The organism is Ruegeria sp. YKSD179 (assembly GCF_059612885.1).
On sequence record NZ_JBXWRL010000006.1, the window covers coordinates 98,477 to 123,359 of the forward strand.

Annotated in this window: 26 protein-coding genes; 13 read left to right on the plus strand and 13 right to left on the minus strand. The window is 52.6% G+C overall.

Annotated features, from left to right (window positions below; translation table 11 throughout):
- Positions 1-57: 57 nt before the first annotated feature.
- The 7 genes from mltG to fabD form a co-directional block, all read right to left on the minus strand.
- Entirely contained in the window at positions 58-1,218 is a 1,161-nt protein-coding gene (mltG, locus tag AC2FNE_RS05395) for an endolytic transglycosylase MltG (protein ID WP_170472733.1), read from the minus strand.
- Entirely contained in the window at positions 1,219-2,484 is a 1,266-nt protein-coding gene (fabF, locus tag AC2FNE_RS05400; RefSeq protein WP_170472736.1) for a beta-ketoacyl-ACP synthase II, read from the minus strand. It abuts the gene before it with no gap.
- A 200-nt stretch (positions 2,485-2,684) separates the two neighbouring features.
- On the minus strand, positions 2,685-3,428 hold the full coding sequence (locus AC2FNE_RS05405) for a 1-(5-phosphoribosyl)-5-[(5-phosphoribosylamino)methylideneamino]imidazole-4-carboxamide isomerase (RefSeq protein WP_496804918.1): 744 nt from the start codon (positions 3,426-3,428) through the stop codon (positions 2,685-2,687).
- 123 nt (positions 3,429-3,551) lie between these two features.
- Positions 3,552-4,091: a GNAT family N-acetyltransferase gene (locus AC2FNE_RS05410; protein WP_170472742.1), complete on the minus strand. Its 540-nt coding sequence runs from the start codon at positions 4,089-4,091 to the stop codon at positions 3,552-3,554.
- A 137-nt stretch (positions 4,092-4,228) separates the two neighbouring features.
- Positions 4,229-4,462, minus strand: a complete 234-nt coding sequence (locus tag AC2FNE_RS05415) for an acyl carrier protein (RefSeq protein ID WP_039529899.1) — start codon at positions 4,460-4,462, stop codon at positions 4,229-4,231.
- Positions 4,463-4,673: 211 nt separating this feature from the next.
- The gene (fabG, locus tag AC2FNE_RS05420; RefSeq protein ID WP_170472745.1) at positions 4,674-5,411 is read right to left on the minus strand and encodes a 3-oxoacyl-[acyl-carrier-protein] reductase; all 738 of its coding nucleotides are present in this window, start codon (positions 5,409-5,411) and stop codon (positions 4,674-4,676) included.
- Positions 5,412-5,456: 45 nt separating this feature from the next.
- A complete protein-coding gene (gene fabD, locus AC2FNE_RS05425; protein ID WP_170605205.1) occupies positions 5,457-6,395 on the minus strand; it encodes an ACP S-malonyltransferase in 939 nt (312 codons plus the stop codon).
- A gap of 174 nt (positions 6,396-6,569) precedes the next feature.
- Here fabD and AC2FNE_RS05430 point away from each other — a divergent pair, with 174 nt between their 5' ends.
- Entirely contained in the window at positions 6,570-7,799 is a 1,230-nt protein-coding gene (locus tag AC2FNE_RS05430) for a cytochrome b/b6 domain-containing protein (RefSeq protein ID WP_170605204.1), read from the plus strand.
- A gap of 60 nt (positions 7,800-7,859) precedes the next feature.
- On the opposite strand, the gene AC2FNE_RS05435 is transcribed toward AC2FNE_RS05430, so the two are convergent.
- A complete protein-coding gene (locus tag AC2FNE_RS05435; protein ID WP_496804919.1) occupies positions 7,860-8,432 on the minus strand; it encodes a YceI family protein in 573 nt (190 codons plus the stop codon).
- Between the two features lie 127 nt (positions 8,433-8,559).
- Positions 8,560-9,078, minus strand: coding sequence for a hypothetical protein (locus AC2FNE_RS05440; protein WP_496804920.1), 519 nt, complete (start codon positions 9,076-9,078; stop codon positions 8,560-8,562).
- A gap of 268 nt (positions 9,079-9,346) precedes the next feature.
- Here AC2FNE_RS05440 and rpsF point away from each other — a divergent pair, with 268 nt between their 5' ends.
- The 6 genes from rpsF to AC2FNE_RS05470 all read left to right on the plus strand — a co-directional run bounded on the left by rpsF (position 9,347) and on the right by AC2FNE_RS05470 (position 13,151).
- Positions 9,347-9,700, plus strand: a complete 354-nt coding sequence (gene rpsF, locus AC2FNE_RS05445) for a 30S ribosomal protein S6 (RefSeq protein WP_170382745.1) — start codon at positions 9,347-9,349, stop codon at positions 9,698-9,700.
- 28 nt (positions 9,701-9,728) lie between these two features.
- The gene (rpsR, locus tag AC2FNE_RS05450; RefSeq protein ID WP_005608650.1) at positions 9,729-9,956 is read left to right on the plus strand and encodes a 30S ribosomal protein S18; all 228 of its coding nucleotides are present in this window, start codon (positions 9,729-9,731) and stop codon (positions 9,954-9,956) included.
- Positions 9,957-9,968: 12 nt separating this feature from the next.
- Positions 9,969-10,589: a 50S ribosomal protein L9 gene (gene rplI / locus AC2FNE_RS05455; protein WP_496804921.1), complete on the plus strand. Its 621-nt coding sequence runs from the start codon at positions 9,969-9,971 to the stop codon at positions 10,587-10,589.
- A 153-nt stretch (positions 10,590-10,742) separates the two neighbouring features.
- Positions 10,743-11,231 (plus strand): lytic transglycosylase domain-containing protein, encoded by a 489-nt coding sequence (locus AC2FNE_RS05460; RefSeq protein WP_170605198.1) that lies wholly within the window; start codon positions 10,743-10,745, stop codon positions 11,229-11,231.
- Positions 11,232-11,496: 265 nt separating this feature from the next.
- On the plus strand, positions 11,497-12,198 hold the full coding sequence (locus AC2FNE_RS05465) for an autoinducer binding domain-containing protein (protein WP_170605196.1): 702 nt from the start codon (positions 11,497-11,499) through the stop codon (positions 12,196-12,198).
- A 98-nt stretch (positions 12,199-12,296) separates the two neighbouring features.
- Positions 12,297-13,151, plus strand: a complete 855-nt coding sequence (locus AC2FNE_RS05470; RefSeq protein WP_496804922.1) for an acyl-homoserine-lactone synthase — start codon at positions 12,297-12,299, stop codon at positions 13,149-13,151.
- Positions 13,152-13,246: 95 nt separating this feature from the next.
- Here the strand turns inward: AC2FNE_RS05470 and tig are convergent, their stop codons facing one another.
- From tig to AC2FNE_RS05485, 3 genes are all read right to left on the minus strand, one after another.
- On the minus strand, positions 13,247-14,578 hold the full coding sequence (tig, locus tag AC2FNE_RS05475; protein WP_170475298.1) for a trigger factor: 1,332 nt from the start codon (positions 14,576-14,578) through the stop codon (positions 13,247-13,249).
- A 183-nt stretch (positions 14,579-14,761) separates the two neighbouring features.
- Complete coding sequence (locus tag AC2FNE_RS05480; RefSeq protein WP_170605193.1) at positions 14,762-15,886, minus strand: porin; 1,125 nt, start codon at positions 15,884-15,886, stop codon at positions 14,762-14,764.
- 312 nt (positions 15,887-16,198) lie between these two features.
- Positions 16,199-17,788: an NAD(P)H-hydrate dehydratase gene (locus tag AC2FNE_RS05485; protein WP_496804923.1), complete on the minus strand. Its 1,590-nt coding sequence runs from the start codon at positions 17,786-17,788 to the stop codon at positions 16,199-16,201.
- A 167-nt stretch (positions 17,789-17,955) separates the two neighbouring features.
- Between AC2FNE_RS05485 and AC2FNE_RS05490 the strand changes: the two genes are divergently transcribed.
- The 5 genes from AC2FNE_RS05490 (at position 17,956) to AC2FNE_RS05510 (ending at position 22,478) form a co-directional block, all read left to right on the plus strand.
- Positions 17,956-18,294, plus strand: coding sequence for a P-II family nitrogen regulator (locus AC2FNE_RS05490; RefSeq protein WP_170472761.1), 339 nt, complete (start codon positions 17,956-17,958; stop codon positions 18,292-18,294).
- A gap of 32 nt (positions 18,295-18,326) precedes the next feature.
- Positions 18,327-19,733 (plus strand): type I glutamate--ammonia ligase, encoded by a 1,407-nt coding sequence (glnA, locus tag AC2FNE_RS05495; protein ID WP_170472762.1) that lies wholly within the window; start codon positions 18,327-18,329, stop codon positions 19,731-19,733.
- Positions 19,734-19,862: 129 nt separating this feature from the next.
- Positions 19,863-20,510, plus strand: coding sequence for an MSMEG_1061 family FMN-dependent PPOX-type flavoprotein (locus AC2FNE_RS05500; RefSeq protein ID WP_170605189.1), 648 nt, complete (start codon positions 19,863-19,865; stop codon positions 20,508-20,510).
- A gap of 75 nt (positions 20,511-20,585) precedes the next feature.
- Positions 20,586-21,380, plus strand: coding sequence for a lytic murein transglycosylase (locus tag AC2FNE_RS05505; protein ID WP_170605328.1), 795 nt, complete (start codon positions 20,586-20,588; stop codon positions 21,378-21,380).
- A 198-nt stretch (positions 21,381-21,578) separates the two neighbouring features.
- Positions 21,579-22,478: a hypothetical protein gene (locus AC2FNE_RS05510; RefSeq protein WP_496804924.1), complete on the plus strand. Its 900-nt coding sequence runs from the start codon at positions 21,579-21,581 to the stop codon at positions 22,476-22,478.
- 33 nt (positions 22,479-22,511) lie between these two features.
- Here AC2FNE_RS05510 and AC2FNE_RS05515 read toward each other — a convergent pair whose 3' ends face one another.
- Positions 22,512-23,258 carry a heme-dependent oxidative N-demethylase family protein gene (locus AC2FNE_RS05515; RefSeq protein ID WP_496804925.1) on the minus strand — a complete coding sequence of 249 codons (747 nt, stop codon included), beginning with the start codon at positions 23,256-23,258 and terminating at the stop codon, positions 22,512-22,514.
- 123 nt (positions 23,259-23,381) lie between these two features.
- On the opposite strand from AC2FNE_RS05515, the gene dddP reads away from it, so the two are divergent.
- Positions 23,382-24,725, plus strand: a complete 1,344-nt coding sequence (gene dddP / locus AC2FNE_RS05520) for a dimethylsulfonioproprionate lyase DddP (protein ID WP_496804926.1) — start codon at positions 23,382-23,384, stop codon at positions 24,723-24,725.
- The last annotated feature ends 158 nt before the right edge of the window (positions 24,726-24,883 follow it).

A 24,883-nucleotide genomic window follows, 5' to 3' on the forward strand; every position in this document is an offset into this window, starting at 1 on the left:
CTATGACAGCGACAGGAAACAATAAGATCCTTGCGCCGGCATTTGCCGAAACAAAGTTTAGTTGTTGGAGTTGTTTTGCTCCGCTTCTATCTCACGCCACTTCGCGACATTACGGTTGTGCTCCTGAAGCGTTTCAGCAAACGCGTGGCCGCCTGTTCCGTCAGCCACGAAGAACACAAAATCCGTATCGTCCGGCGCTACAGCCGCCTCAAGACTAGCGAGTCCTGGGTTGGCAATCGGAGTCGGTGGCAATCCATCGATCTGGTAAGTATTCCAAGGGGTTGGTCGATTCAGTTCGCTGCGGCGCAAACCACGGCCCAGAACGCCGCGACCCTTAGTTACGCCGTAAATAACCGTCGGATCCGTTTGCAACTTCATACCCTGATTCAATCGGTTCACAAAAACGCTGGCCACCTGACCGCGCTCCTCTGGCACACCAGTTTCCTTTTCGATGATAGAAGCAAGGATCAGCATTTCTTCTGGATTGCTCAAAGGCAAACCGTCCTGCCGTCTCTCCCAAGCGGCGTTGATCCTCAATTGCTGCTTGGCCTGCATATCGCTTAATACTTCATTTCGGTCTGTTCCTGACGTCACTTCATAGCTATCAGGCGCCAACATTCCTTCTGCCGGAATCTCCGCGACCTCACCACCAAGGAAATCGGCCGACTTCAACGCCTCAACGACTTGCCAACTGGTAACCCCTTCCGCCAACGAAATACGATACCGAGTATCCGCGTCGTTGCGTTTTTCTCCGTAAATATCCGGCGTTTCATCTACGTCTGTCTCGAACATTGCGATTTCAACAAAGTCCAACGTAGCCGGGTCCAGTTCACGGACTCGCGTCTGCGTTCTGGTCACACCTATACGGTATTCGATCTCTGTCCCGCATGTACTGGCACCGCTTTTTGTGATGTCCTCCACGATCTGTTCCATGGATGAGCCTTCCCGAACCAGAAAACTCCCGGCTTTCAACTGCTGCGACTTGTCAGAATAATCCGCTCCCATGCGAAAGATCGTTGCGTTGCTGATCGCGCCTTGATCTTCAAGTTCGCGGCTAACCCGTGTCATATTCGAACCGCTTTTCACCTGCAGGCAAATTGCCGTTTCCAACGGCCCATCCGCTCTGTATTGCGACTGGCCCCACAATATCACGCCACCAATTAGAAACATGCCAACCACCAGAATGGTCAGCATGTTTGACGCAAGACCTCGCCACATTTAGCTGACCTTTCCGAAGATCACACTTGCGTTGGTGCCGCCAAAACCGAACGAGTTAGATAAAGCCACGTTGATTTCTCGTTCCCGCTTGGCATTTGGCGCCAGATCGATGGGTGTTTCCACTGCAGGATTATCCAGATTTATCGTCGGAGGCGCCACCTGGTCTCGAATAGCAAGAATCGAGAAAATTGCCTCAATAGCGCCAGCAGCGCCCAGTAAGTGACCTGTCGCGGACTTGGTCGACGTCATAGTCGCATTGCTTGCGTGGTCCCCCAACAGCCGCTCTACAGCGCCCAGTTCAATTGTATCCGCCATGGTCGAAGTTCCATGAGCATTGATGTAATCAAGATCTTTTGGCTCTAGCCCAGCGCTACGCAATGCGGCTTTCATTGAGCGTTCTGCTCCGTCACCATCTTCGGAAGGGGCAGTAATGTGATAGGCGTCTCCAGACATGCCATAGCCAAGAACTTCGGCATAAATCTTTGCGCCTCGCGCTATTGCATGGTCGTACTCCTCCAGCACGACGATACCTGCACCTTCCCCCATAACAAACCCGTCGCGGTCGACGTCATATGGTCGGCTGGCTGCCTTGGGATTATCGGCGTACTTGGTAGAAAGGGCCTTGCACGCGTTGAAACCAGCGATACCGATTTCGCAAATACAGCCTTCGCCACCGCCAGCAATCATAACATCGGCATCGCCTGATCGGATAATACGGCTGGCGTCACCAATTGCGTGCGCGCCTGTTGAACATGCCGTCACAACCGAATGGTTCGGGCCCTTGAAACCGAAGCGGATTGAAACCTGCCCAGACGCCAGGTTGATCAGTGCTCCGGGAATAAAGAACGGCGATACTCGGCGTGGTCCTTTATCCCTGATCAAGTTGGCTGTTTCGGCAATCGATCCCAAGCCACCGATACCTGACCCGATCAGCACCCCAGTGCGCAAGCGGTCCTCTTCATCCTCGGGCGTCCAGTTGGCATCTTTACAAGCCATTTCAGCGGCAGCGATTGAATAAAGTATAAAATCCTCAATCTTGCGCTGCTCTTTCGGTGGCATCCAATCATCAGGGTTGAATGTTCCGTTCGTTCCGTCTCCACGTGGAACTTCACAAGCATAAGTCGTGGAAACCCCGCTTGCCTCGGCATCGAACAAGGTAATAGGTCCAGCGCCGGATTCTCCGTCCAAAAGCCGCGACCAGCTTTCCTCGACTCCGCTGGCCAAAGGAGTGACCAATCCTAGCCCGGTAACAACGACTCTGCGCATGAAGTGCCTCTTGCCTGCTTCCTGTTATGCGAAACGTCCATACCCCGCTCCGCCCCCCGGGGGCAAGAGGAACGGCAAATTCCGCGCCAAGATACATTGACCATTTGATAAACGATCCAAGTTATCGGATGAAATCGCCAAAATAAAACCCGCCCCTTTGTTTTCGTGAAAAGGGGCAGGCAAAAGGTTAACGAATTCACCTACTGGAACTGTGCGACGGGTTCGTGCGCAGCAGTTGCCACATTCAAAGCCTCCTCCAGATCGACCGCCTTACGGAACAATGCGCGCCCTACCAAAGCTCCGGCAATGTTGTGGATGTACGCCAACCTGGAAATGTCATCGACCTTGCGAACAACACCGCTGGCCACCACTGGCGTTCGGGAGTGCTGCGCCAGACCTGAAATCAAACCAAGCTGCGCCTCTACGTCTTCCATGTCACTATCGATGTCCGTGACCAATATGCTGGCGAAAGGCGTGTCTGCGAAGGCGTCAATGAATGCTTCGGGGGTAAACGCGCTCTGCGTGCGCCACCCTTCGGTCATAACGTATCCGCGCCAGACATCCACCGCCAAGACGATCTGATCAGGGTGAAGCTTAGCAAGTTCCTTGACGAGATTGGGGTCCCTGGCCGCCATTGTGCCGATTACGACCCGGCCTGCGCCCTTGTCGATCCAGTACTCGACATTCTCGCGGGTTCGCATTCCACCGGCCAGTTGAACGGGGATTTCCGCGCTGCGAATTATTTCTTCCACCAAACCTGAGTTAGTATCGCGACCTTCAACCGCATCAAAATCAGTCAGGTGCATCCATTCAGCGCCCGTGGCGGCCCATCTACGGGCCGTTTCAACCGGGTTTACATGCCAGATCATTGCTTCGTCCAGGCGCCCTTTGTCTAATGTAACACAACGCCCGTTCTGCAATTCCATCGTAGGGTAAATCCTCATGAGCTTGCTCCTCCGCCCATTCGCTCTGAAATCCTAGGATAGCATACATGTCGCTGAAACCGGTGTTTCACCCAGTTTCGGCAAACGAAGCGCATTTTGCGTCATCGTGGCTGAACGAGCGTTTCAAACTTTTGAAGGAGGACCATTTCTGCGAAACAGATAAACCGGAGTTTCCCGGTATTCTGCTTCGCGCAGCATCGAGTATCCCAGCCTTACCGCTAAGTTTTGCGATGCTGAATTGTCCGCATCGATCAAAGCAACAAGCGGGCCTGGAATAACTCGGTCAAACCAATCATGCGCTGCCTGTGCTGCTTCGAAACCGTAACCTTGACCCTGACCTTCGGGCGCCAAAACCCATCCGGATTCGGGATACTGGTCAAAATCTGACCCAAGTGATCGATTCCCGAAAAAGAACCCGGCCTGGCCTATTAACTTGCGATTCGATTGCAATACGACGGCCCACTGGCCGAATCCGGTCATTTGCCAATGCCCAGCATTTCGCAGAAAAGAGTCCCAAGCCTCACCTCTGCTGCGCGGAGAACCGCCAATGTGGCGTACCACGTTTGGGTCGCTCCATATTTCTGCGTACCGTTCAAAGTCCTCAGGTCGCAGTGCGCACAGCGTCAATCGCGCCGTGTTTATCATCGGGGTGGATCTTATCATGCCCTTGCCCGCTCGAATTATGCCTCGTCACCACAGTGCGAACACCTTTTACCTCTCGCAAGCTAGAATTGAACATAAACGCAAAAAAACGGCGCCTCCGTTGCCCGGAAGCGCCGTTTTCATCGGGATCAATGCGATCAGGATGCTTCTGTGATGAATTTGACGGCGTCGCCAAAAGTTTGGATGGTTTCGGCGGCGTCATCGGGAATCTCGATGCCGAACTCTTCTTCGAAGGCCATAACCAGCTCAACTGTGTCCAAGCTGTCTGCACCCAGATCGTCGATGAAGGAAGCGTTTTCAGCCACCTTGTCTTCTTCTACGCCCAGGTGCTCAACAACGATCTTTTTTACGCGATCTGCGACGTCGCTCATGTCTATTCCTCATTCCTTATCAGGGCGGTGTGCCCGGTTCTGCCCATGCCCGCTCGGGGTGGCTCTGATTTGCCCTTTCCGGGCGGTTTGGGTCCCGGATGCCCGGGAAAGTAAGAAAACCGGCCAACCTGACCGGTCTCTGTGCATATGCGCCGCCTATAGCACAGACTACGCACAAGGCAAACGCTTTCGCATCGGCCGCGAGTTGCAGTTATAACATGGCCATACCACCATTCACATGCAAGGTGCTTCCGGTGACATAGCCTGCCTCGGGGCTGGCAAGATACAGTACAGCGGCGGCGATTTCATTAGGGTCACCCATCCGGCCGGCAGGAACCTGCTGCAGTAAACCTGCCTTTTGATCTTCTGTCAGTTTCTCGGTCATAGCAGTTGTAATGAAGCCTGGGGCAACGGCATTTACCGTTATGCCGCGTGTAGCGACCTCATGCGCAAGGGCTTTGGAGAATCCAACCATACCAGCCTTGGACGCCGCATAATTGGTCTGACCCGGGTTTCCGATTGCACCGACAATGGAAGAGATATTCACTATACGACCCCATCGCGCCTTCATCATGCCTCGGATCACGCCTTTGCAAAGCTTCATTGTGGCAGTCATGTTAACGTCGATCACACTCTGCCAATCTTCGTCAGACATGCGCATAAACAAGTTGTCACGCGTTATACCCGCGTTATTGACAAGTATGTCAACTGACCCCATCGCCTCTATCGCCTGTTTTGGCAACGCATCTACAGCTTCCGGATCGCTTAGATTACAGGGCAAAATGTGAGCGCGCTCGCCCAATTCTTCGGCCAACGCCTTCAACGGTTCTACCCGCGTTCCGGACAAGCCGACCGTCGCGCCTGCGCCGTGCAAAGCTCGCGCGATGTCGCCGCCTATCCCACCCGAAGCTCCGGTGATCAGTGCATTCTTACCAGTCAAATCAAACATTCTTTGTTCCTCGTCCAGCACCCGGAATGGGTTAGATTTTGTTTTTTAAGTTTCGGCTTGCAGGACCTTTTGCACATCTTCCGGAGTTCCGACGGCCTTGCCAACGATAGTTCTGTCAATTTTGCGGATCATACCCGTCAAAGCCTTGCCAGCACCGATTTCCCATGTCTCGGTAACACCCTGCTTACCCATGTATTGAACGCTTTCACGCCACCGAACTGAACCAGTGACTTGTTCCACAAGCAACCGCCGGATCAGGTCAGGGTCGGTTATAGCTTCAGCGCGCACATTGGCCACAAGCGGAACTACGGGTCCCTGAATCTCAACTGCAGCTAACGCTTCGGCCATGGCGTCCGCAGCCGGTTGCATCAGCGCACAATGGAATGGGGCACTAACAGGAAGCATCACCGCGCGTTTGGCGCCCTTTTCCTTAGCGATTTCGGCTGCACGCTCCACAGCAGATTTCGATCCGGAAACAACAACCTGAGTCGGGTCATTGTCATTTGCGGCCTGACAAATCGCGCCTTGCGCCGCCTCTTCAGCAACGGCGCGAACTGCATCAAGATCTAGGCCAAGAATTGCCGCCATCGCACCTTCGCCGACAGGAACTGCACTTTGCATAGCCAGACCTCGCGTACGCAATAAACGAGCCGTATCTGCGACCGACAAAGCACCAGCTGCGGCAAGCGCTGAATACTCCCCCAGCGAATGCCCCGCAACGAAGGATGCCTTCGTAATCGAAACGCCCTCTGTCTCGAGGGCGCGCATCGCGGCAATCGAGGTCGCCATTAAGGCGGGCTGCGCGTTTTGTGTCAGTGTCAGTTCTTCTATTTCACCGGTCCAGATCAAATTGCTCAGCTTCTCGCCCAGCGCTTCGTCTACGTCGTCAAAAACCGCTTGAGCGGCAGGGTAGGCTTCGGCCAACGCCTTGCCCATTCCAATGGTTTGGGCGCCCTGCCCCGGAAAAACGAACGCAAGTGTCATTGCAACCTCATGTGTAACATCAAGTTTCGGCGGGGTGTAAACCGACAAGCCACGCGGCACAAGCATTGCCTGCGATCTGCATCAGGGCACCGTCATTGTGCATAACCTGCTGTTGTGTCTGTGCGTGGGGTCCCTAGGTTGGGCACAGCCTATCAGTTCCGGAGCGTTTGACCTATGGCCTCAAGCAACACTTTCGCCAGCTATGGCAGTGTCACAAAGACATTTCACTGGCTGACTGCTTTTCTAATTTTCACTGCCCTGCCATTAGGCTGGTTCGCGAACAACCTTGCCAAGGCCATCTATGACCCGTCCATCCCCTCTACCGAGGCGGACATCGCCCAGGCGGCAGGCATGTTTTCATTGCACAAGACGGTTGGGATCGCCGTTTTCTTTGTTGCGTTGGCCCGCATTCTTTGGGCAGCCACCCAGACGAAACCCGGTCTTTTGAACGCCGAAAACAAACCCGAGGCCTTTGCTGCCGAAACTGTGCACTGGCTTTTGTATGGGTCGCTGGTTCTGGTCCCGCTGTCGGGCTGGGTGCACCACGCAGCAGCCGAAGGTTTCGCACCCATATTATGGCCTTTTGGCCAGAACCTGCCCTTGATTCCAAAATCGGCTACGTTGGCTGAAGTCACTGCAGGGCTGCACTGGTTATTTATTCTGATCTTGGCGGGGTCTCTGTTGATGCATATCGCGGGGGCGCTAAAGCACCACATCATTGATCGGGATGGGACACTGCGCCGAATGCTTCCCGGACGATCAGATGTAGCAGAGCCTCCTGCACAGCATCATTCTGCAACTCCAGCGTTTGCGGCCTTGGCGGTCTGGACCGCGGTCTTGACAGGTGGTTGGTATGCCGGCGTATTCACACATCATTCAACAGCCGGAACTGAGACCACTGAACTGACCGAGGTGCAATCCGACTGGAATGTGCAGGAAGGCACATTGTCATTCACGATCACACAACTAGGCAGCCCAGTAACTGGCACCTTCGCGGACTGGACCGCTGCCATTACTTTTGATGACCCTCCCGAGCCAGGTCTTGCTGGATCCGTCGATGTTAATATCGCGATAGGCTCGCTTAGCCTGGGGACAGTTACAGATCAGGCCATGGGCTCTGACTTTTTTGACAGCGCTCAATTTCCAACTGCAAATTTCGACGCTGATATTTATAAAACGGACGTCGGTTATGAGGCACGTGGCCCCCTCACGATCCGCGGTGAAACTATCGACATTACTTTGCCGTTTGACTTGGCGGTGCAGGACGGCATCGCGACCGTTTCGGGTGTATTAGAAGTCAACCGCCTGGACTTTGGCATTGGGAAATCCATGCCCGCCGAAGACTCTCTGGCTTTCGGTGTCACAATCTCGGTCGAACTTACCGCCTCAAAGTCAGGGGGATAGCAAAAATAAAACCGCTGGGCTTAGAAATCCCGGCGGTTTCTAAGGGTAAGAGGTTTTGGTTCAGTCGGCTTTTTGTGCCTCGACGGAAATTTTGACCTCAACCTCATCACCAACGAATGGCGCAAACTGGCCAAGTTCGAACTCGCTGCGCACCAGAGTGGTGGTCGCATCAAATCCCGCCCAAGGTTTTTTGGCCATCGGATGTTCGCCAAACTGGTTCAACTTGGCATCCAAAACAACCGACTTGGTCACTCCGTTCATTGTAAGATCGCCAGTGATATTCGCAGTGTTCTCGCCTGTCACCTCAATGTTGGTGGAGTTGAACGTGATCAAGTCCTCCTCGGCAACACCAAAGAAGTCCTCGGTCATGAAATGGTCTTCGCGAGGTTTCCAACCTGTGATCATCGCGACTACGGGCATCGAAACGCTGACGCTCGACGCGGCCGGGTCTTCTTGGTTAAACATAATCTCGCCCTCAAACCCCGAGAACATGCCGGTTGTAGTTGAATAACCCAGGTGGTTATAGCTGAATACGACCTGGCTGTGGCTGGGGTCCAGAACGTACCTCTCTGCGCTGGCGAACGCCGCACCTGCCGAAACAGCCAGAGCAGCAGCAAAAACGATGGATTTCATAAACAATCTCCGCAAATGTTTGGATGCAGCCCGAAGGGGATGCCCGAAAATGAAAATGTGCTGCCCGAAGGCAGCACACAAGACCAAAGGATTCACAAACTCTGTTCTTTTTTGAACAGATCGAAGTTTAGCTGAAAATAGTGACGTTTTGGCTCAGCTGCCCTTTGAGAGCACGGCTGACGTCAGCCGATTCCAGCGGCAGTTTCATTAATAGGCTGCCGTCTACATCAAATAGTTCGACCTGATTATCCTCGAAACGCGCGCCACCCAACGAGTCATATTCGCGACGCAGAACCGTTTGGGGGCGGCCATTTTCGTTCTTTTGCAAAATCCGGACTTCGCGGCGGATCGGGTCAAAATAAGCGTCCGGGCGACTGTCCATGACTTCTATGGTAAGAAGGCTGACACCCACGATAAGGAACATAAGTGAGGCAGCCAACTTGATCGGCCAAACTTCTGCGCCCATGACTGATCCCGGCATCAGCCACATCGAAAACGCCGATAAGACCAAAAAGGCGCCAATTACCCTCGATAAAACCATTCGAGCCTTCCAGTTCGGCGCAAAGGTGATCAGTACTGGTACCGATTTTTCAAAGGCTGCTGCTGGCGCCGCCTGTTCGAAAGTATTTGCGTTCATCACGGCCATTGTCTCGCCCTGTCAGTTTTTCCATCCCCCGGGGTTCTCCCGGCTTCATGAACAACCTCGGGGTGAAAAGCGACATGAATTGGGCGCCACAAAGGAAATTGGGCGGCTTCTCAATGGCGCAAGCAGCAGGGCTTGCCCCGCGCGCGTAAACGTGTATACGGGGCCATCCTTCGCAAGATACATGAATCGCGCAGCCTCTCGTGGCAGGGTCGCGAAGGACAAAATGACCCCGCCTTTGAAATGCGCCTTGATAGAAACAGGAGTGCACATGCCACTTTATGAGCATGTAATGATCGCGCGTCAGGACCTGTCCAACGCGCAGGCAGAGAGCCTTGTCGAACACTTCGGCACCGTTTTGGCTGACAATGGCGGCAACGTCGTTGACAGCGAATACTGGGGCGTCAAGACGATGGCTTACAAGATCAACAAGAACCGCAAGGGCCACTATGCCTTCCTGAAAACCGACGCCCCTGCTGGTGCCGTTCAGGAAATGGAGCGCCTGATGCGCCTGCACGAAGACGTTATGCGCGTACTGACCATCAAGGTCGACGAGCATGCCGAAGGACCCTCGGTCCAGATGCAGAAGCGCGACGAGCGCGAAGGCCGCCGCGAGCGCCGCTGATCAACGCCTGACGAAAGGACAAAAAACCATGGCCGCAAAACCATTTTTCCGCCGCCGCAAGGTCTGCCCGTTCTCGGGTGAAAATGCGCCGAAAATCGACTACAAGGACACCCGCTTGCTACAGCGCTACATCTCTGAGCGTGGCAAGATCGTTCCTTCGCGCATTACTGCCGTTTCGGCGAAGAAGCAGCGCGAACTCGCACGCGCGATCAAGCGCGCACGCTTTCTCGCCCTGCTGCCATACGCCGTGAAGTAAGGAGAGACTGACATGCAAGTTATCCTTTTGGAACGCGTTGCGAAACTGGGGCAGATGGGCGACGTCGTCGACGTCAAACCGGGATTTGCCCGCAACTTTCTGTTGCCCCAAGGCAAAGCGCTGAGTGCGTCTGAGGCAAACATCGCCTCATTCGAAGCCAGAAAAGCGCAACTCGAAGCTAATAACCTAGAAACCAAGAAAGAAGCTGAAGCTCTGGCCGAAAAGCTGGATGGTCAGCAATTTGTGGTCATTCGTTCCGCTTCTGATGCTGGCGCTCTCTACGGATCCGTTACGCCCCGGGACGCGGCCGAAGCCGCAACCGAGGCAGGTTTCACTGTCGACAAGAAACAAGTTGCTTTGGTCGCGCCGATCAAAGAACTGGGCCTTCATTCGGTTGCCGTCAGATTGCATCCCGAAGTCGAAGTCGAGATCAAGATGAACGTTGCCCGTTCGGAGGAAGAAGCCGAACTGCAAGCCTCTGGAAAATCGATTCAAGAATTGGCTGCCGAAGAAGAGGCCGCCGCTGAGTTCGAAATTGCAGAACTGTTTGACGACATCGGCTCAGCCGCCTCAGAGGACGAAGAGCTTATTACTGAAGAAGCTCCGGCGGAGGAAGACAAAGCTAAAGCCTAAAGCTTTTGATTTTTAACACCCAAGGGTCGTGCGACTTGCGCGGCCCTTTTTCCGTACTGATGTCAGCCAGCAAAATTTGGCCGCATTTCCAGCGTAAGGTTGCAGTCCCTAATCCGATCAATATCATTCGCGCCTGAGTTTTGGAGCAATCATATGACAAATCTTCTGCGTCGTAATGTTCTTATCTTGTTGTCGGCCGCACCCCTGGCCGCCTGCGGTGGTCCGGATACGCCAACCCGCAACGCTGAATTTTATGAACCTCCACTTTACCCGAACGAGACGCCAGAACTCCGTGCTTCCATCAACAAATGGGCTGATCATTACGCGATGCCAAGAGAACTGCTCCACAAACTCGCGATACGTGAAAGCACCCACCGGCCTTGGGCAGTGAACCGCCCCTATTACGGGTTACTGCAAATTCTGCCGGCAACGGCGCGTTCCATGGGCTACACAGGCAACGCCCAAGGGCTGTTGGACGCTGACACAAACCTTGAATTTGCCGGAAAGTATCTGCGAGGCGCTTGGCTTTTGTCTGATGGGGATCAGCAACGCGCGATTTTCTTATACGCCAAGGGATACTACCCTGAGGCGAAAAAGAGAGGAATGCTTGTTGAAACAGGCCTCGTTCCCGAGGCAAATTAGTGCATTTCCAGCTCAGTTTCCATTTGGGCGCACAATATCCTAGCCTCTGAATTTCGCAAAAACGGCATGAAATCGCTCAAAATACTCGACTTCCACACGTAAAACCTGCGACATCCGCGTTTTCCGCCCAAAATGACACACAATTGCCCCATCTTCTTGTCATAATTTGGGAAGCGTGAAGTCTTGCATGACGCTAGGTAAGTTAGGGGGCCTTTCAACCCTAAGGAGGTGGCCGCTGACGCGCGGGACGATGGGTCATTGATACATGGAAATAGTCGATCTCAGCACTCTGCCGGATGAGGACGCTCAGTACGATGAGTTTCTCAAAAAGGTGTGCGAGAAATACGAAATGGATCATGCGGCGTATGCCGGTATCAATCCCGCAGCGGGTTCGATCCATGGCCACGTGACATACAGCGACGAATGGAAGGTTCACTATCAAGAGCACGGCCTGCACTTGATAGACCCGACTCTCCACAGGGCGCAGCGAAGTATCGCACCCGTAGATTGGAGTCGTTTGGAAAGAGGCAAGGACTTTCAACGCGTTTTTAGCGACGCACATGACTTTGGAATACCTGATCAGGGGGTTACAATTCCCGTTCGGGGTCCTTACGGCGACATCGGCCTACTGAGTGCCACGCGTAATTGCTCTCCGGAAGAATGGAAAAAACTGATTGGCAACGTGATAACGGATCTGCAATCCCTTGCAGTTCATATACACGACAACGTTATGTCGTCCGACACGGTAAGCCGGATGTTGTACCAGCCTTCTTTGTCCAATCGGGAACTGGAGATTCTTCAATGGTCAGCCGCTGGAAAATCCCAACAGGACATCGGCGATATCTTATCTATTTCTCATCGTACGGTTGAAGTTCACTTGCGTTCTGCACGGCGAAAGCTTAATGCGTTAACCACCCCGCAAGCGGTAGGTCGTGCCATTGGAATCGGCTTAATCTACCCAGGATAAGCCCCCGAAATGCGGCAAACTACGGGAAACCCCTAATAGATTCAGTGTGAGAAAGGGTGAACCATTGGTTACCGACACACCACTCTTTGGGGGAAACTATGATCTTGGTAGTTGACGGGTTAAACCGACATCAGTTCAGAGATGTACTAGATGACATGTTCAGGCTACGAGCCCGAGTGTTTGGAGGGCGCCTTGGTTGGGATGTCAAAATCGAAAACGGCCGAGAAATTGACGAATTTGATCATTTGGATCCGGCATATGTAATAGGGCTGGACGACGGAGGAAATGTCGTCGCGGCTGTTCGAGCTCTTCAAACAACTGGCCCACACATGCTGGCAGATGTTTTTTCTGCGATCATGGACGGTCAGGCACCCATTCGCAGCGCGACACTTTGGGAATCTACCCGCTTTTGCGTCGACACAAATCGATTAACCCGTAGCAAGGGTAAGAACTCGGTCTCATACGCATCGTGTGAATTGATGATCGGATCGCTTGAATATGCCCGCAGCGCGGGTATCAGCGACATCATTACGGTGATCGACCCGGTTATGGACCGCGTACTAAAACGTTCAAATTGCGCGCCCTACGATTACGTTGGCAGGACGGTTCCGATGGGCAAAGTTTCCGCCTTGGCGGCTTTGTTGGATTGCACCGAAGAAAGGATATCGGCAGTTCGCGAGTTTGCCGGTATTCACGGTGATGTTTTTATTGCGAAGCAAACCGCATTGGAGCTTTTAAATGCCAAAATCCCCGCGAAACATTTACCGGCAAATCAAGATCGTAAACCAATTACCGATCTTGAAAGATACTTTCTGGAACAATTAAACGCGTCGAACACTGATAGTGAGCGTCAGGATGTTTTTAGGCTCGTAACAGCTTTGGCGACAGGATTTTCAGCCGAGCGAAAAACTGTTTTGCTTCGAAACCCTCGTGCTTTTGTTCATGAAGCTTGACTCACTTGCTTTCTTTGAACAAAAGCCCCATCTCGGAGCCGCCTTTGTTAAGGCGGCTCCGAATTGAGATTTGTCAGGAAACGTAACAAAAAGGACTATTCCTCTTCGAGCGCCTCGACAGCTTTTTGCAAGTCGTCTTTGCTGACTTCTTTATCTTCGACGTTTGCCAGCTCAAAGACATAGTCGACAACCTTGTCCTCAAACAGTGGCGCGCGTAGCTGTTGCTGCATCTGAGCGTTCTGTTGCACGAACTCAAAAAACTGACGTTCTTGACCCGGGTACTGACGCGCTTGGTTCATGATCGCTTGCGTCATTTCAGCGTCGGTTACCTCAACTTCCGCTTTCTGGCCCAGTTCAGCCAACAACAGCCCCAGACGCACACGGCGCTCGGCCAGTTTGGTGTGTTCGTCTGTTGGCTCGATTGGATCGTGATCGTGGCCTTCGACGTCGGGATTTTCCTCGTGCCAAAGCTGATGCGCGATTTGTTTGGCCTCTGCTTCGACTAATGACGGCGGCAAGTCGAACGCGACTTTGGTGTCCAGCGCATCCAGCAATGCACGCTTCATCACCGCACGCGATGCGCCAGCATATTCGGCCTCCAAACGCTCGGATATCTGAGTTTTCAGCGCAGCCAGGTCTTCGGCACCGAATTTCTTGGCTAACTCATCATTGACTTCGGCAGCAACCGGTTCTTTGACTTCTTTGATCGTGCAGGAAAAAACGGCATCCTTACCTGCCAAGTGCTCGGCTCCGTATTCGGCAGGGAAGGTGACATTTACCTCCTTCTCCTCTTCGGCTTTTACGCCGACCAGCTGCTCTTCGAAGCCAGGGATGAAACTGTTGGATCCCAGCACCAGCGGATAGTCTTCGGCTGATCCGCCTTCGAATTCTTCCCCATCAACCTTGCCAACAAAATCAAATACGATTTGATCGCCATCTTTGGCTTTCGAGCCTTTGCGTCGCGCTTTGAAATCCTGAGCAGTCTCGGCCAGATTGCTCAGCGCCTCTTCAACTGCCGCGTCATCTGCTTTGACCACCAACTTTTCCAGATCAACCGACTTCAGGTCCACATCAGGGATTTCCGGTAACGCTTCGTAGGACATTGCGACCTCGACATCGTCGCCTTCTTTCCAGTCCTCGTTGGTCATTTTGACCTCGGGCTGCAACGCGGGGCGCTCGCCACTGTCTTCGAAGTGTTTGTTCATCGCTCCGTCAATGGTTTCCTGCATTGCTTCGCCCAACAAGCGCTGACCAAACTGTTTTTTCAACAGCGCCATCGGCACCTTGCCTTTGCGGAAACCCTTCATCTCGATTTCCGGCTGCGCTTCAGTCAGTTTTTCGTTGACCTTATCGTCCAGCTCGGCTGCGGATACTACGATATTGTAGCCGCGTTTCAGACCATCGTTCAGCGTCTCGGTAACCTGCATTATGGTATTCCCCATAGGATTCGGGGCGCGCAAAACGGCGCGCCAGGCAAATTTGACGCCTTCTATTTGCCATGCAGCCTGCGTGCAAGGGGCAAAGCCCAAATCAACCCATTTTTGCCCACGTAAAAGCCTATAAAAAGGTGCCTATTCACCTTCAATGCGGGGCATCGCAAGCAAACCGGACTAAAAACGCCAACGCGCGCCCAAAACCCATGCTTCGTTTTTGTCAAAATCAACCGTGTCGTCAAAGTCATGGTTACGGTATTTCAGGTAGGCATCAGTGTTGATGCTGTCGATGCGTTGCACCACTGCGATACCCCACGACTTGGTGCTGGAACCGTCATTCTCGAAATCCGATCCATCGAAATAGTCGATACCAACGCCGGTTTTACCCCACGAAACCCAGTCGCCTTCGTAAGCTAGCTTAGCGTACCAATAGTCCGGGTCGCTGGCTCCGTCGGCTGTATCATCGCGTGATCCCAAGGCAGCTGTAAAACTGAAGCCGCTTGGAAACAGAACCGATGCCGACCCGATCGTATCCTTTCGCTCGCCCGAACCATCGTCAAAGTCCCGCACGGCATAAGCCAAGGACGCAGCAAACTCGACACCGCCGGAAAACGTGTTTTTGTACCTAACTGCGATGTCGTAATAGTCATCATCGTCGCTGCTGGACAGGATGTTCTGGCCATAGGCAATAGCGGCCGAAAAGCCATTAAAATCGGGAGTGTCATAACGAATTCGGCCTCGGCGCCCGCCGTCGAAGTTACTTGCCGAGTCGCCCACCGTAATGTCACTTAGCACTCCATCCGGTTCACGATAGAAGAAAGCACCGTTTTCATCGTTCGTGAAAGAATACAAAGCCGTGCCGACATAAGACAGGTCAACCTCAGCCGCTCCGTCAGAGGCCATGCTACCTTGACCGGCCGAAAACTTTCCGTATCCGCCCTTCAAAGCGAAATCTATGTGCCGAATATCTTCGCGTGTCCATCCGTTGGTGTTCGTACCGTCCTGATTGGCCGTCGCAGTACTTGGCAAACCCAGACCGGCTTCGAAGCGGAAAGTAAACTCGTTGCTGCCGTAGGGCTGAAATAAGAACAGCCCGACGCGGCTGTTCGACAAGTCATTGTCCAGCAAACGTGTTTCGGTTTCCTCGCCATCTTCGACCGAAACAATTGCTGGGTTGAATTGTCCATATAACTCAACATAGCCGCCACTATTGTTGTCGTACTTCAATTCAGCGGCGGCGGGGATCGCCGTACTAACGACTAGAAGCGCGGCAACCGAGGGTTTTCTCAATGTCACTGTCATTTTAACCACCATTAACGTTTTGGTTTTGGATACTGACAATGTGCTGATTTTATGTGACAGCGCCTAAGCGAATTGATCCAACCTGTTCAGATCCGGAAGTCGTGCTTTCAACCAAAAAATGAGCAGATAGAAAATAACAGTTATATCAACACCTTGTTCACACAGCCCCGCAGAACATCGGAACTGCAAATCCAAGTCTGCCACTCAGCCCTGCGTCAATCAAAAGTTTGACATGCATATTTACGACTTTGCGACCAAGACCGGCTAAATTTCGCCGAAATTGGGCAAAAGCGGCCATTTTCCGCGCAAGCTTCAGGAGCTCAAATGCTGAAAGACCTTGGGCAAATGCTCGGGAAGGTCTTCGGCGATCAAACCCGGTCCGAAAAGGCGCGCGCACTCGACGTGCATCCACGCTGCTGTTTCTGCGGCTTTAAGCGGTTCGAAGCCTCTGGCCAACAAACCCGCTATGAACCCGGCCAACACGTCGCCCGAACCCGCTGTCGCCAGCCAGGGCACGGATCGTTCGTAGTGGGCAGAGTTAACTGCACTCCGCCCATCCGGCGCGGCAATCACAGTGTCCGGTCCTTTGAACAGAACCACGCACCCCGCCCTTTTGGCAGCTTCGCATGTCGCATCTACTTTTGAATATGCTGGGCCGCTCACAGGTTTCGCCGCCAGCTTTTCTGCGATGTCCGGAAACAATCTTGCAAACTCTCCGCCATGGGGGGTCAGCACGCAGCGTTCATGTAGCTGCTTGAACAAGTTCGACGGGTTTTCGACAAAAGCTGTGATGGCATCGGCGTCCAAGACGGTCGCACGTTTGGCAGCCAACGCAATAGGGACAAGATCATTCGCGCGTTGTATCCCCATTCCAGGACCCAGGCAGAGGGAATTAAGTCGCTTGTCCAAAAGTGTATCAGACAAGTCACTGCCACCTTCGACCGAACTAAGCATTATGGATGTGATCTGCGCCGCAACCTCTGTCTGTGCCGCCAGAGGAGTGGCCAGCGTTACCAGCCCGGCACCAATACGCAATGCCCCCCTAGCGGCCAGACGCGCCGCCCCCGTTTTACCGGGCCCACCCGAAAGAACAAGCGCGTGACCAAAGGAATACTTATTTAAATCAACTCCTTTTCCAAGATCTCCCGCGGGGGCACTCACTAAAAGCGAAGCAGTGTTTTCGAAAGGCGCCTGCCCTTGCGTATCCAGCCCAATCCCTTTGACAACAAGGCAACCTGATCGTGAAGGGCCGCGCTCAAGATAATGGCCTCGTTTGCCCCGGTGAAACGATATAGTCAGATCCGCAGTGACACACGCCCCAAGCGCTTTACCGCTGTCCGAACACAAGCCGGAAGGGATGTCGATCGCGACAACTCTGGATTTGCTTTGATTTCGTTGGTTATCGATGCAGGCAACGACATCCGCAAGCAAACCATCAATTGGCCGAACCAGCCCAGTTCCAAACAGCGCATCCAAAATTAAAGTCGGAGCGTCTGTCGGAATAGTCGCGGAGAATTCAGTAACATTCGTGACCGCACCATCTTCTGTCCACCGATCATAATTTGTTCGTGCATCTGGGGGTAACTTTCTTGGATCTCCAAAAAGATAAACGTCAACTTCCCAACCAAGCTGACGCAAAATTCGGGCCACAACGAAACCATCGCCGCCATTATTCCCTGGACCAGAAAGAACCACAGCGCGCGACGAACTAAGATGATCTGGTCCAGTTACTTCAGAGGCTAACAAAGTTGGCACCTGCTTCAGATCCGGCCACTTTTCAAAAATTGCGTCGACAACGCCCTGTCCGGCGCGCTCCATTAATTCAAGCCCCGAAACCTGACCTGAAGCAATTGCTGTCTGTTCGATGGTCCGCATCTGCCCCGCTGTCAGCAATTCAATCATCCTTCACCCTCGCGATTCAATTTCGATTACTTTTTGTGCAATTCGGTCAAAATTTAACCGACTACCCCTTTTTGCCCGTTCCGATTTAGCCGAATATTGCATTCGGATTGCCGCCCGATCTTAGACGTGATCAGTCCACTTCTGACAACCATGCGAGGTAAGCCGGGATGAAAAAGATCGAAGCGATCATCAAGCCGTTCAAACTGGACGAAGTTAAAGAGGCATTGCAGGACGTGGGCGTGCAAGGCCTAAGCGTGATCGAAGTCAAGGGTTTCGGTCGTCAGAAAGGTCATACCGAGCTTTACAGAGGCGCCGAATACGTCGTCGACTTCCTCCCCAAAGTAAAGGTCGAGGTCGTTCTGGACGATGATCAAGTTGACGCTGCGATCGACGCTATCGTTTCGGCAGCAAAAACCGACAAAATTGGCGACGGCAAAATTTTTGTCTCGCCGGTTGAACAAGCCATTCGCATCAGAACCGGGGAAACCGGCTCGGACGCGCTTTAAAAGTCAAATCTGCAAATCAGAGGAATATTAGAATGAGCAAGGACGCAGTTCTTCAGCTGATCAGGGATGAGGATGCCGAATATGTCGACATCCGCTTTACCGATCCGCGCGGCAAGCTTCAGCACGTGACCGTCATGGCCGATCAGGTCGACGAAGACTTTCTGGAAGAAGGCTTTATGTTTGACGGCTCGTCCATCGCGGGCTGGAAGTCGATCGAAGCATCCGACATGAAATTGATGCCGGACACTGAAAGCGTATATGTCGATCCGTTCTATGCTGAAAAAACAATCTGCCTTCATTGCTCGGTCGTGGAACCTGACACCGGCGAGGCTTATGAGCGTGACCCACGTGGCACAGCGGAAAAAGCCGAAGCCTACCTGAAATCTTCGGGTGTTGGTGACGTCGCATACTTTGGGCCTGAGGCCGAGTTCTTCTTGTTTGACGATGTTCGTTTCTCCAACAGTATCAATAAAGTATCATACGAAGTTGATGCAACTGACGCGTCATGGAACACCGACACCGAATACGAAATGGGCAACATGGGTCACCGTCCGGGCGTTAAGGGTGGTTACTTCCCTGTCAACCCCGTCGACGAGAGCCAGGATCTTCGCTCAGAAATGCTCAGCACCATGAAGCGTCTGGGCATGAAGGTTGACAAGCACCACCACGAGGTTGCGTCTTGTCAGCACGAACTCGGCCTGATTTTTGACAGTCTGACCCGTCAGGCAGACGAACTTCAGAAGTACAAATACGTCATTCACAACGTGGCGCACGCCTACGGCAAATCAGCCACTTTCATGCCGAAACCGATTGCTGGTGACAACGGAACCGGCATGCACTGCAACATGTCAATCTGGAAAGACGGTAAGCCGCTGTTCGCCGGTGACAAATACGCAGATCTTTCGGACGAGGCGCTGTGGTTCATTGGCGGCATTCTCAAGCACGCCAAAACCCTTAACGCTTTCACCAACCCGTCGACCAACAGCTACAAGCGTCTAATCCCTGGCTTTGAGGCTCCCGTTCTGCGCGCTTACTCGGCCCGCAACCGCTCGGGCTGTGTTCGTATTCCATGGACTGAAAGCCCTAAAGCCAAGCGCGTTGAGGCTCGCTTCCCTGATCCGGCGGCCAACCCTTATCTGGCGTTTTCCGCTCTGCTGATGGCTGGCTTGGACGGTATTAAGAACAAGATCGACCCGGGTGAAGCGATGGACAAAAACCTGTACGATCTTCCGGCAGAAGAACTGGCCGACATCCCAACAGTTTGCGGTTCGCTTCGCGAAGCTCTGGAAGCTCTTGCATCAGATCACGACTTCCTGCTTCAGGGCGACGTGTTCACAAAAGACCAGATCGATGGCTACATCGCTCTGAAGATGGAAGAAGTTGAGACCTACGAGCACACCCCGCATCCGGTTGAATACGGAATGTACTATAGCTGCTGATCAGAGCGGTAATGTTATAATCGAAAGGGCGCCCGTGTTGGCGCCCTTTTTTTTGTTGAGCAAGCTGGGTTTGACCCATCGCGCCTAATCTTTCAGACTTTCACAATGGTAACCGGTCGGAGAAACAGCATGCCAACTAGCACTTCACCTTTTTCCGGATACTCAAATTTAGTGACTTCCGCAGACCAGTTGGAGAGCATTTGTGGCAAACCTTTGCCTCAAATTATCGCCAAAGAATTGACTTCGCTGGATCAGATGTGCCGGGACTTCATTACCGCATCGCCCTTTTGCCTGATCGCTTCAGCCAACCCATCCGGTTATCTGGACATCTCACCACGTGGCGATCCGGCAGGATTTGTACACGTCCTAACGGACAATCTTATCGCCTTGCCTGACCGTCCGGGCAACAAGAGAGTGGACACATTTCACAATATTCTAAATGATCCACGAGTCAGCTTGATATTCATAGTTCCCGGCAAGATGGAAACACTGCGCATACGTGGAACCGCCAAACTGTGCACTGACAAAAAGTTATTGAACGATATGTCAGTTGATGGACACATTCCCAAACTTGCCATGCTCGTACACGTGCAGACAGTGTTTGCACATTGTCCCAAATGTGTGATCCGTTCTCACCTGTGGGAACCAGGCGAATGGCCGGACTCTTCGCATCTACCCAACATGAACGCGATGATGGTCAAACACGCCAAAATCAAAGCTACTCCGGATGAATGGTTCGAACACTTAAAAGAAACAGGTGAGTTGGATCTTTATTGATAAGAGTTAAAGGAATTGCGGTTTTGATTTTGCGGCCTACTCTGAGCTCGTCAATTGTTGGACAGGTTTAACTTCATGCTGCGCACTGTTCTTATAACAGCCATTGCATTATCACTGCCCGCGATAGGTCATACTGCACCTTGCGGAAACACAAGCGCCGGTTTCGAGGCGTGGAAAGCCGATTTTGCCAAAACCGCGAAACGCGCTGGAGTTAAGAAAAAAGGGCTGCAAGCTCTGGCTCAAACTCAATACGCCAATCGCACAATTGCTGCAGACCGAAACCAAAAGAGCTTCAAGTATTCTTTGGACAAATTCATGCAAGTGCGTGGCGCGAGCACAATTGTCGCCCAAGGACGTCAGCGCAAAGCACGCAATCCACAGTTCTACGCTGCGTTGGAACGGCAATATGGCGTCCCGGCTGGTGTACTTATCGCAATACACGGCATGGAAACCGGGTTTGGAAATTTCATGGGAGACAGTCAAGTCGTTTCCGCCATAACCACTTTGGCCTATGACTGCCGACGATCCGAGTTTTTCATTCCGCACGCTATCGGTGCCTTAAAGTTGGTCGACAATGGCAGCATCACGGTGGCGACAAAAGGGGCAAAACATGGCGAGTTGGGGCACACCCAGTTCTTGCCTGGCAATGCGTTAACCTACGGTGTGGACGCAACCGGCGATGGTAGGGTGGACTTTTACAATATGACTGACTCTCTGGCCTCGACCGCCAACTTCTTGCGCAAGAAAGGCTGGAAACCAGGCCGCGGCTACCAACCAGGAGAGCCGAATTTCGCCGTTATACAACAGTGGAACGCAGCTTCGGTTTATCAACAATCCATCGCGATAATGGGTTGGCGAATCGACAACTGACCTCAGAGGAACGGCGCGACTAAACAACCGAATTTTGGCCACATTCTCGCCACACAGATTTAATCGACCTCATAGCTGCTTGGTTTCCAAAGCGTAATCAATACTCCGGAATTCTTGGTTTTTTTCCGTTCCGTCAAAATTCATCCCAGATCAATGCGTAAAATTGATTTCGGAACCTGTACTTAAAAGGAACACGCTGTGACGGCAAAGCGCAGTTACCATGGTGGTCTTCAATTCAACGGCAAGCCGGATGGCGCGCTGGAGCGGTTCGGTCATATCGCGGCAACTACGTTGCAGGATTACGGGCACCTTATTGAGCGCAAGAAGTTACTAAGCCCGCAAGAAGCGAGCATTGTAACCAGCCAGTATTTGGTTCGCTTGACTTTGGAGGTCAAAGAGGAAGTCGCATGCGACCGTTATGAAACTCTTGATAGAACTGTAGGCCTGAAAACGATCAGTCGAAAAAGCACGACACTGCCGCCAAACCGTTTGACAATAACGATCTGTCCGGTTTCGGACCTGATGGATGACAGTGAAATTTCAGAGCTTATGCTGGTAGTAATACAATATCGTATGGTTGACATTTGTTCGACCTTGCGGATCGAATGGCTGTCACCCAATACAGTGCTTACCGTCGAGCAATTCATGAGTGCCTTCGATTCCATCGCGCCGCGCAAGCCGCGGGATCGTAAGAAAGCTTTTGATGCTATCTCGGGACAGTTTACAGGTCTTGACCTATCTGACGATGGCGATATCGATCAATCTGAATCTACAGCACGCCCAATCAAACTAACTGATGAGCAGTTACTAAGCCTCGCATTCCGCGAAGATACAAAACCGACAGCGGAGGCATACAGCGAAAACGCGACCCCCGAGACGGATGAAATCCCAAGCGACATACTTAGATTGACTAGTTGGGGCATGACAGGGGCAATTGCCAGCATTTCGGGTCCCGTCGCCATTTCTTTGGCGGCCGTGAACCTTATTCGCGGTGAAGATTTTCGTCTAAGCACTCAGGTTCTGTCACTGACCGTTGCGATATTCGCTCTGAATGCGACAAATGCATTTGCCGGTGTAGCAAGCGCCATAGGAATGTAAAAGACCACCAAAGACCCTCCTAGGAAGGCCCCGCTATTCGGCGGGGTTTTCCATTTCCAGCAGGCGTTCCACGGCCAAAACATAGGTGTGGATAGAGAATACAACCGCCCGCGAATTGGGCAGCCGCAACAATGTCTGCCTTTCACTACGCAGGTATTTCGCATTTCCGCGACTGCGGACCTCACGTGGGTTCTGTATACTGCGCGGTTGAAACAACTGGGCGTCATCATACCAAAGCGCGTTGAATCTCCACAAAGGGCGGTCAGGTTTTATGCCATCAAATAACCTTTGGACGCGACGTGCGACATTGGAATCATAGGGGTCAATGCGTTCATGAATGGTGATCAGCGGACGCATGAATTTCTCGGATAACCTCCAACTCGCAGGGAAACACAAAATGGCTCCGGTCAAAACGTGCTCATTTCCAATTTTCTGCAATATGCACAGATCCTCTTGAACAAGGTTGCAAAGCGTTTCCAGCGGTCTCTCGCGCTCGACATTTATACCCTGGCCATCAGGCCTCACGACATTATCTCGCTGGCCTTTGTAAGCGTGCTCCAACACTAGCTCCAAAAGCTCTTGTGCAGGGGCTAGTGCCATTTGATCCATTGCCAATACTTCGTCAGGTCTTTCCGCCAACAAGTTGCTTCGATATGCCATTTGCGCGTCAAAAGCGTCATCTCGTTGCAGCCAGTCTTCCATGCTGGCAGGTTTGATCCCAGGCAGGGGGTTAGGGGCCAGTGGATCGTAGGGTATGTTTTCCTGCAAAATAATGTTCATTGGCTCCATGTATCACCCGGGTCAGGATATGTCGGTCCAAAAGCGACGTGACGACAGTCGCAAATCATTGCGACGCAACGTCTTGGGCGCATCAATCTGAAATTTAAAGCAGGGAGGCAAAACGTGAATATACCTTATCGTGAAAGCCGTAAGATTGACCCGACGCGCGGAGCCACACTGGGCGACGGCTCCCCCAATGACAATGACCGGATAGAGATCGGCCCAACCCAACTTGCGTTTGACGAATGGGCGGGGGCAGGACTGAGTTTGCCTAACCTAGAAAGAATGCGCCAATTTCGCTGGACGCGTCTGACCAAAGCGATTGTGGATCGCGGCTATGGTGGGCTTTTACTGTTTGATCCGCTGAACATCCGGTATGCCACCGACAGCACCAATATGCAGCTTTGGAACACCCATAACCCATTCCGGGCTGTTCTGTTGTGTGCAGACGGTCACATGGTGATTTGGGACTACAAAAACTCTCCGTTCCTGACGACCTTCAACCCGCTGGTGCGCGAACAGCGTTCAGGTGCGGACCTGTTTTATTTCGACCGTGGTGACAAAATTGATGTGGCTGCAGACGTGTTCTCAAACGAAGTGCGCGTTCTTATTGAAGAACATGCCGGCGGTAATAAAAGGTTGGGTGTGGACAAGATAATGTTGCACGGCCTTCGCGCTCTTGAGGCCCAAGATTTTGAAATTATGGATGGCGAGGAGGTCACCGAAAAGACCCGCGCCATAAAGGGCGCAGACGAAATACTCGCAATGCGCTGTGCGAGCCACGCTTGCGAGTCGGCAGTTGCAGCGATGGAAAATTTTGCCCGAGCAAATGTGGGTGACGGCAAAACGTCTGAGGATGACATCTGGGCCGTCCTGCATGCCGAAAATATACGCCGCGGCGGTGAATGGATCGAGACCCGGTTGTTGGCATCGGGACAGCGCACAAACCCTTGGTTTCAAGAATGCGGCCCACGCATCACGCAGCGGAACGAGATTGTAGCGTTCGATACCGATTTGATCGGCTGTTATGGTATTTGTGTAGATATTTCTAGGACTTGGTGGATTGGAGATCAGAAGCCACGCCCAGATATGATTTATGCCATGCAGCATGCGCATGAACACATCATGACCAACATGGAAATGCTCAAACCCGGAGTAACAATCCCCGAGTTGACGGCCAACGCGCACAAGCTTGACGACAAATATCAGGCCCAAAAATATGGCTGCCTGATGCACGGCGTCGGATTGTGTGACGAGTGGCCGCTGGTGGCTTACCCAGACAAAGCGGTCGAAGGTGCTTATGATTACCCATTGGAACCCGGGATGGTATTGTGCGTCGAGGCAGCTGTTGGTGAAGTAGGCGGGGATTTTTCGATCAAGTTGGAAGATCAGGTTTTGATTACCGAGTACGGCTATGAAAACCTGACCAAATACCCGTTTGATAGTGCCCTGATGGGATTAGCTTGAATTATCAGCTCAGCGCGACGACCCGGACTGCATCACATTGCCGTGCCAGCCCTCAATCGCGGATTCGGCATGTTCGACGCCGGTGACTTCACTCTTTGGCCTATGTTGATCAAAATGCACTTCTGAGAAACCGAAAATAAAGAAAATAATTGGAACAT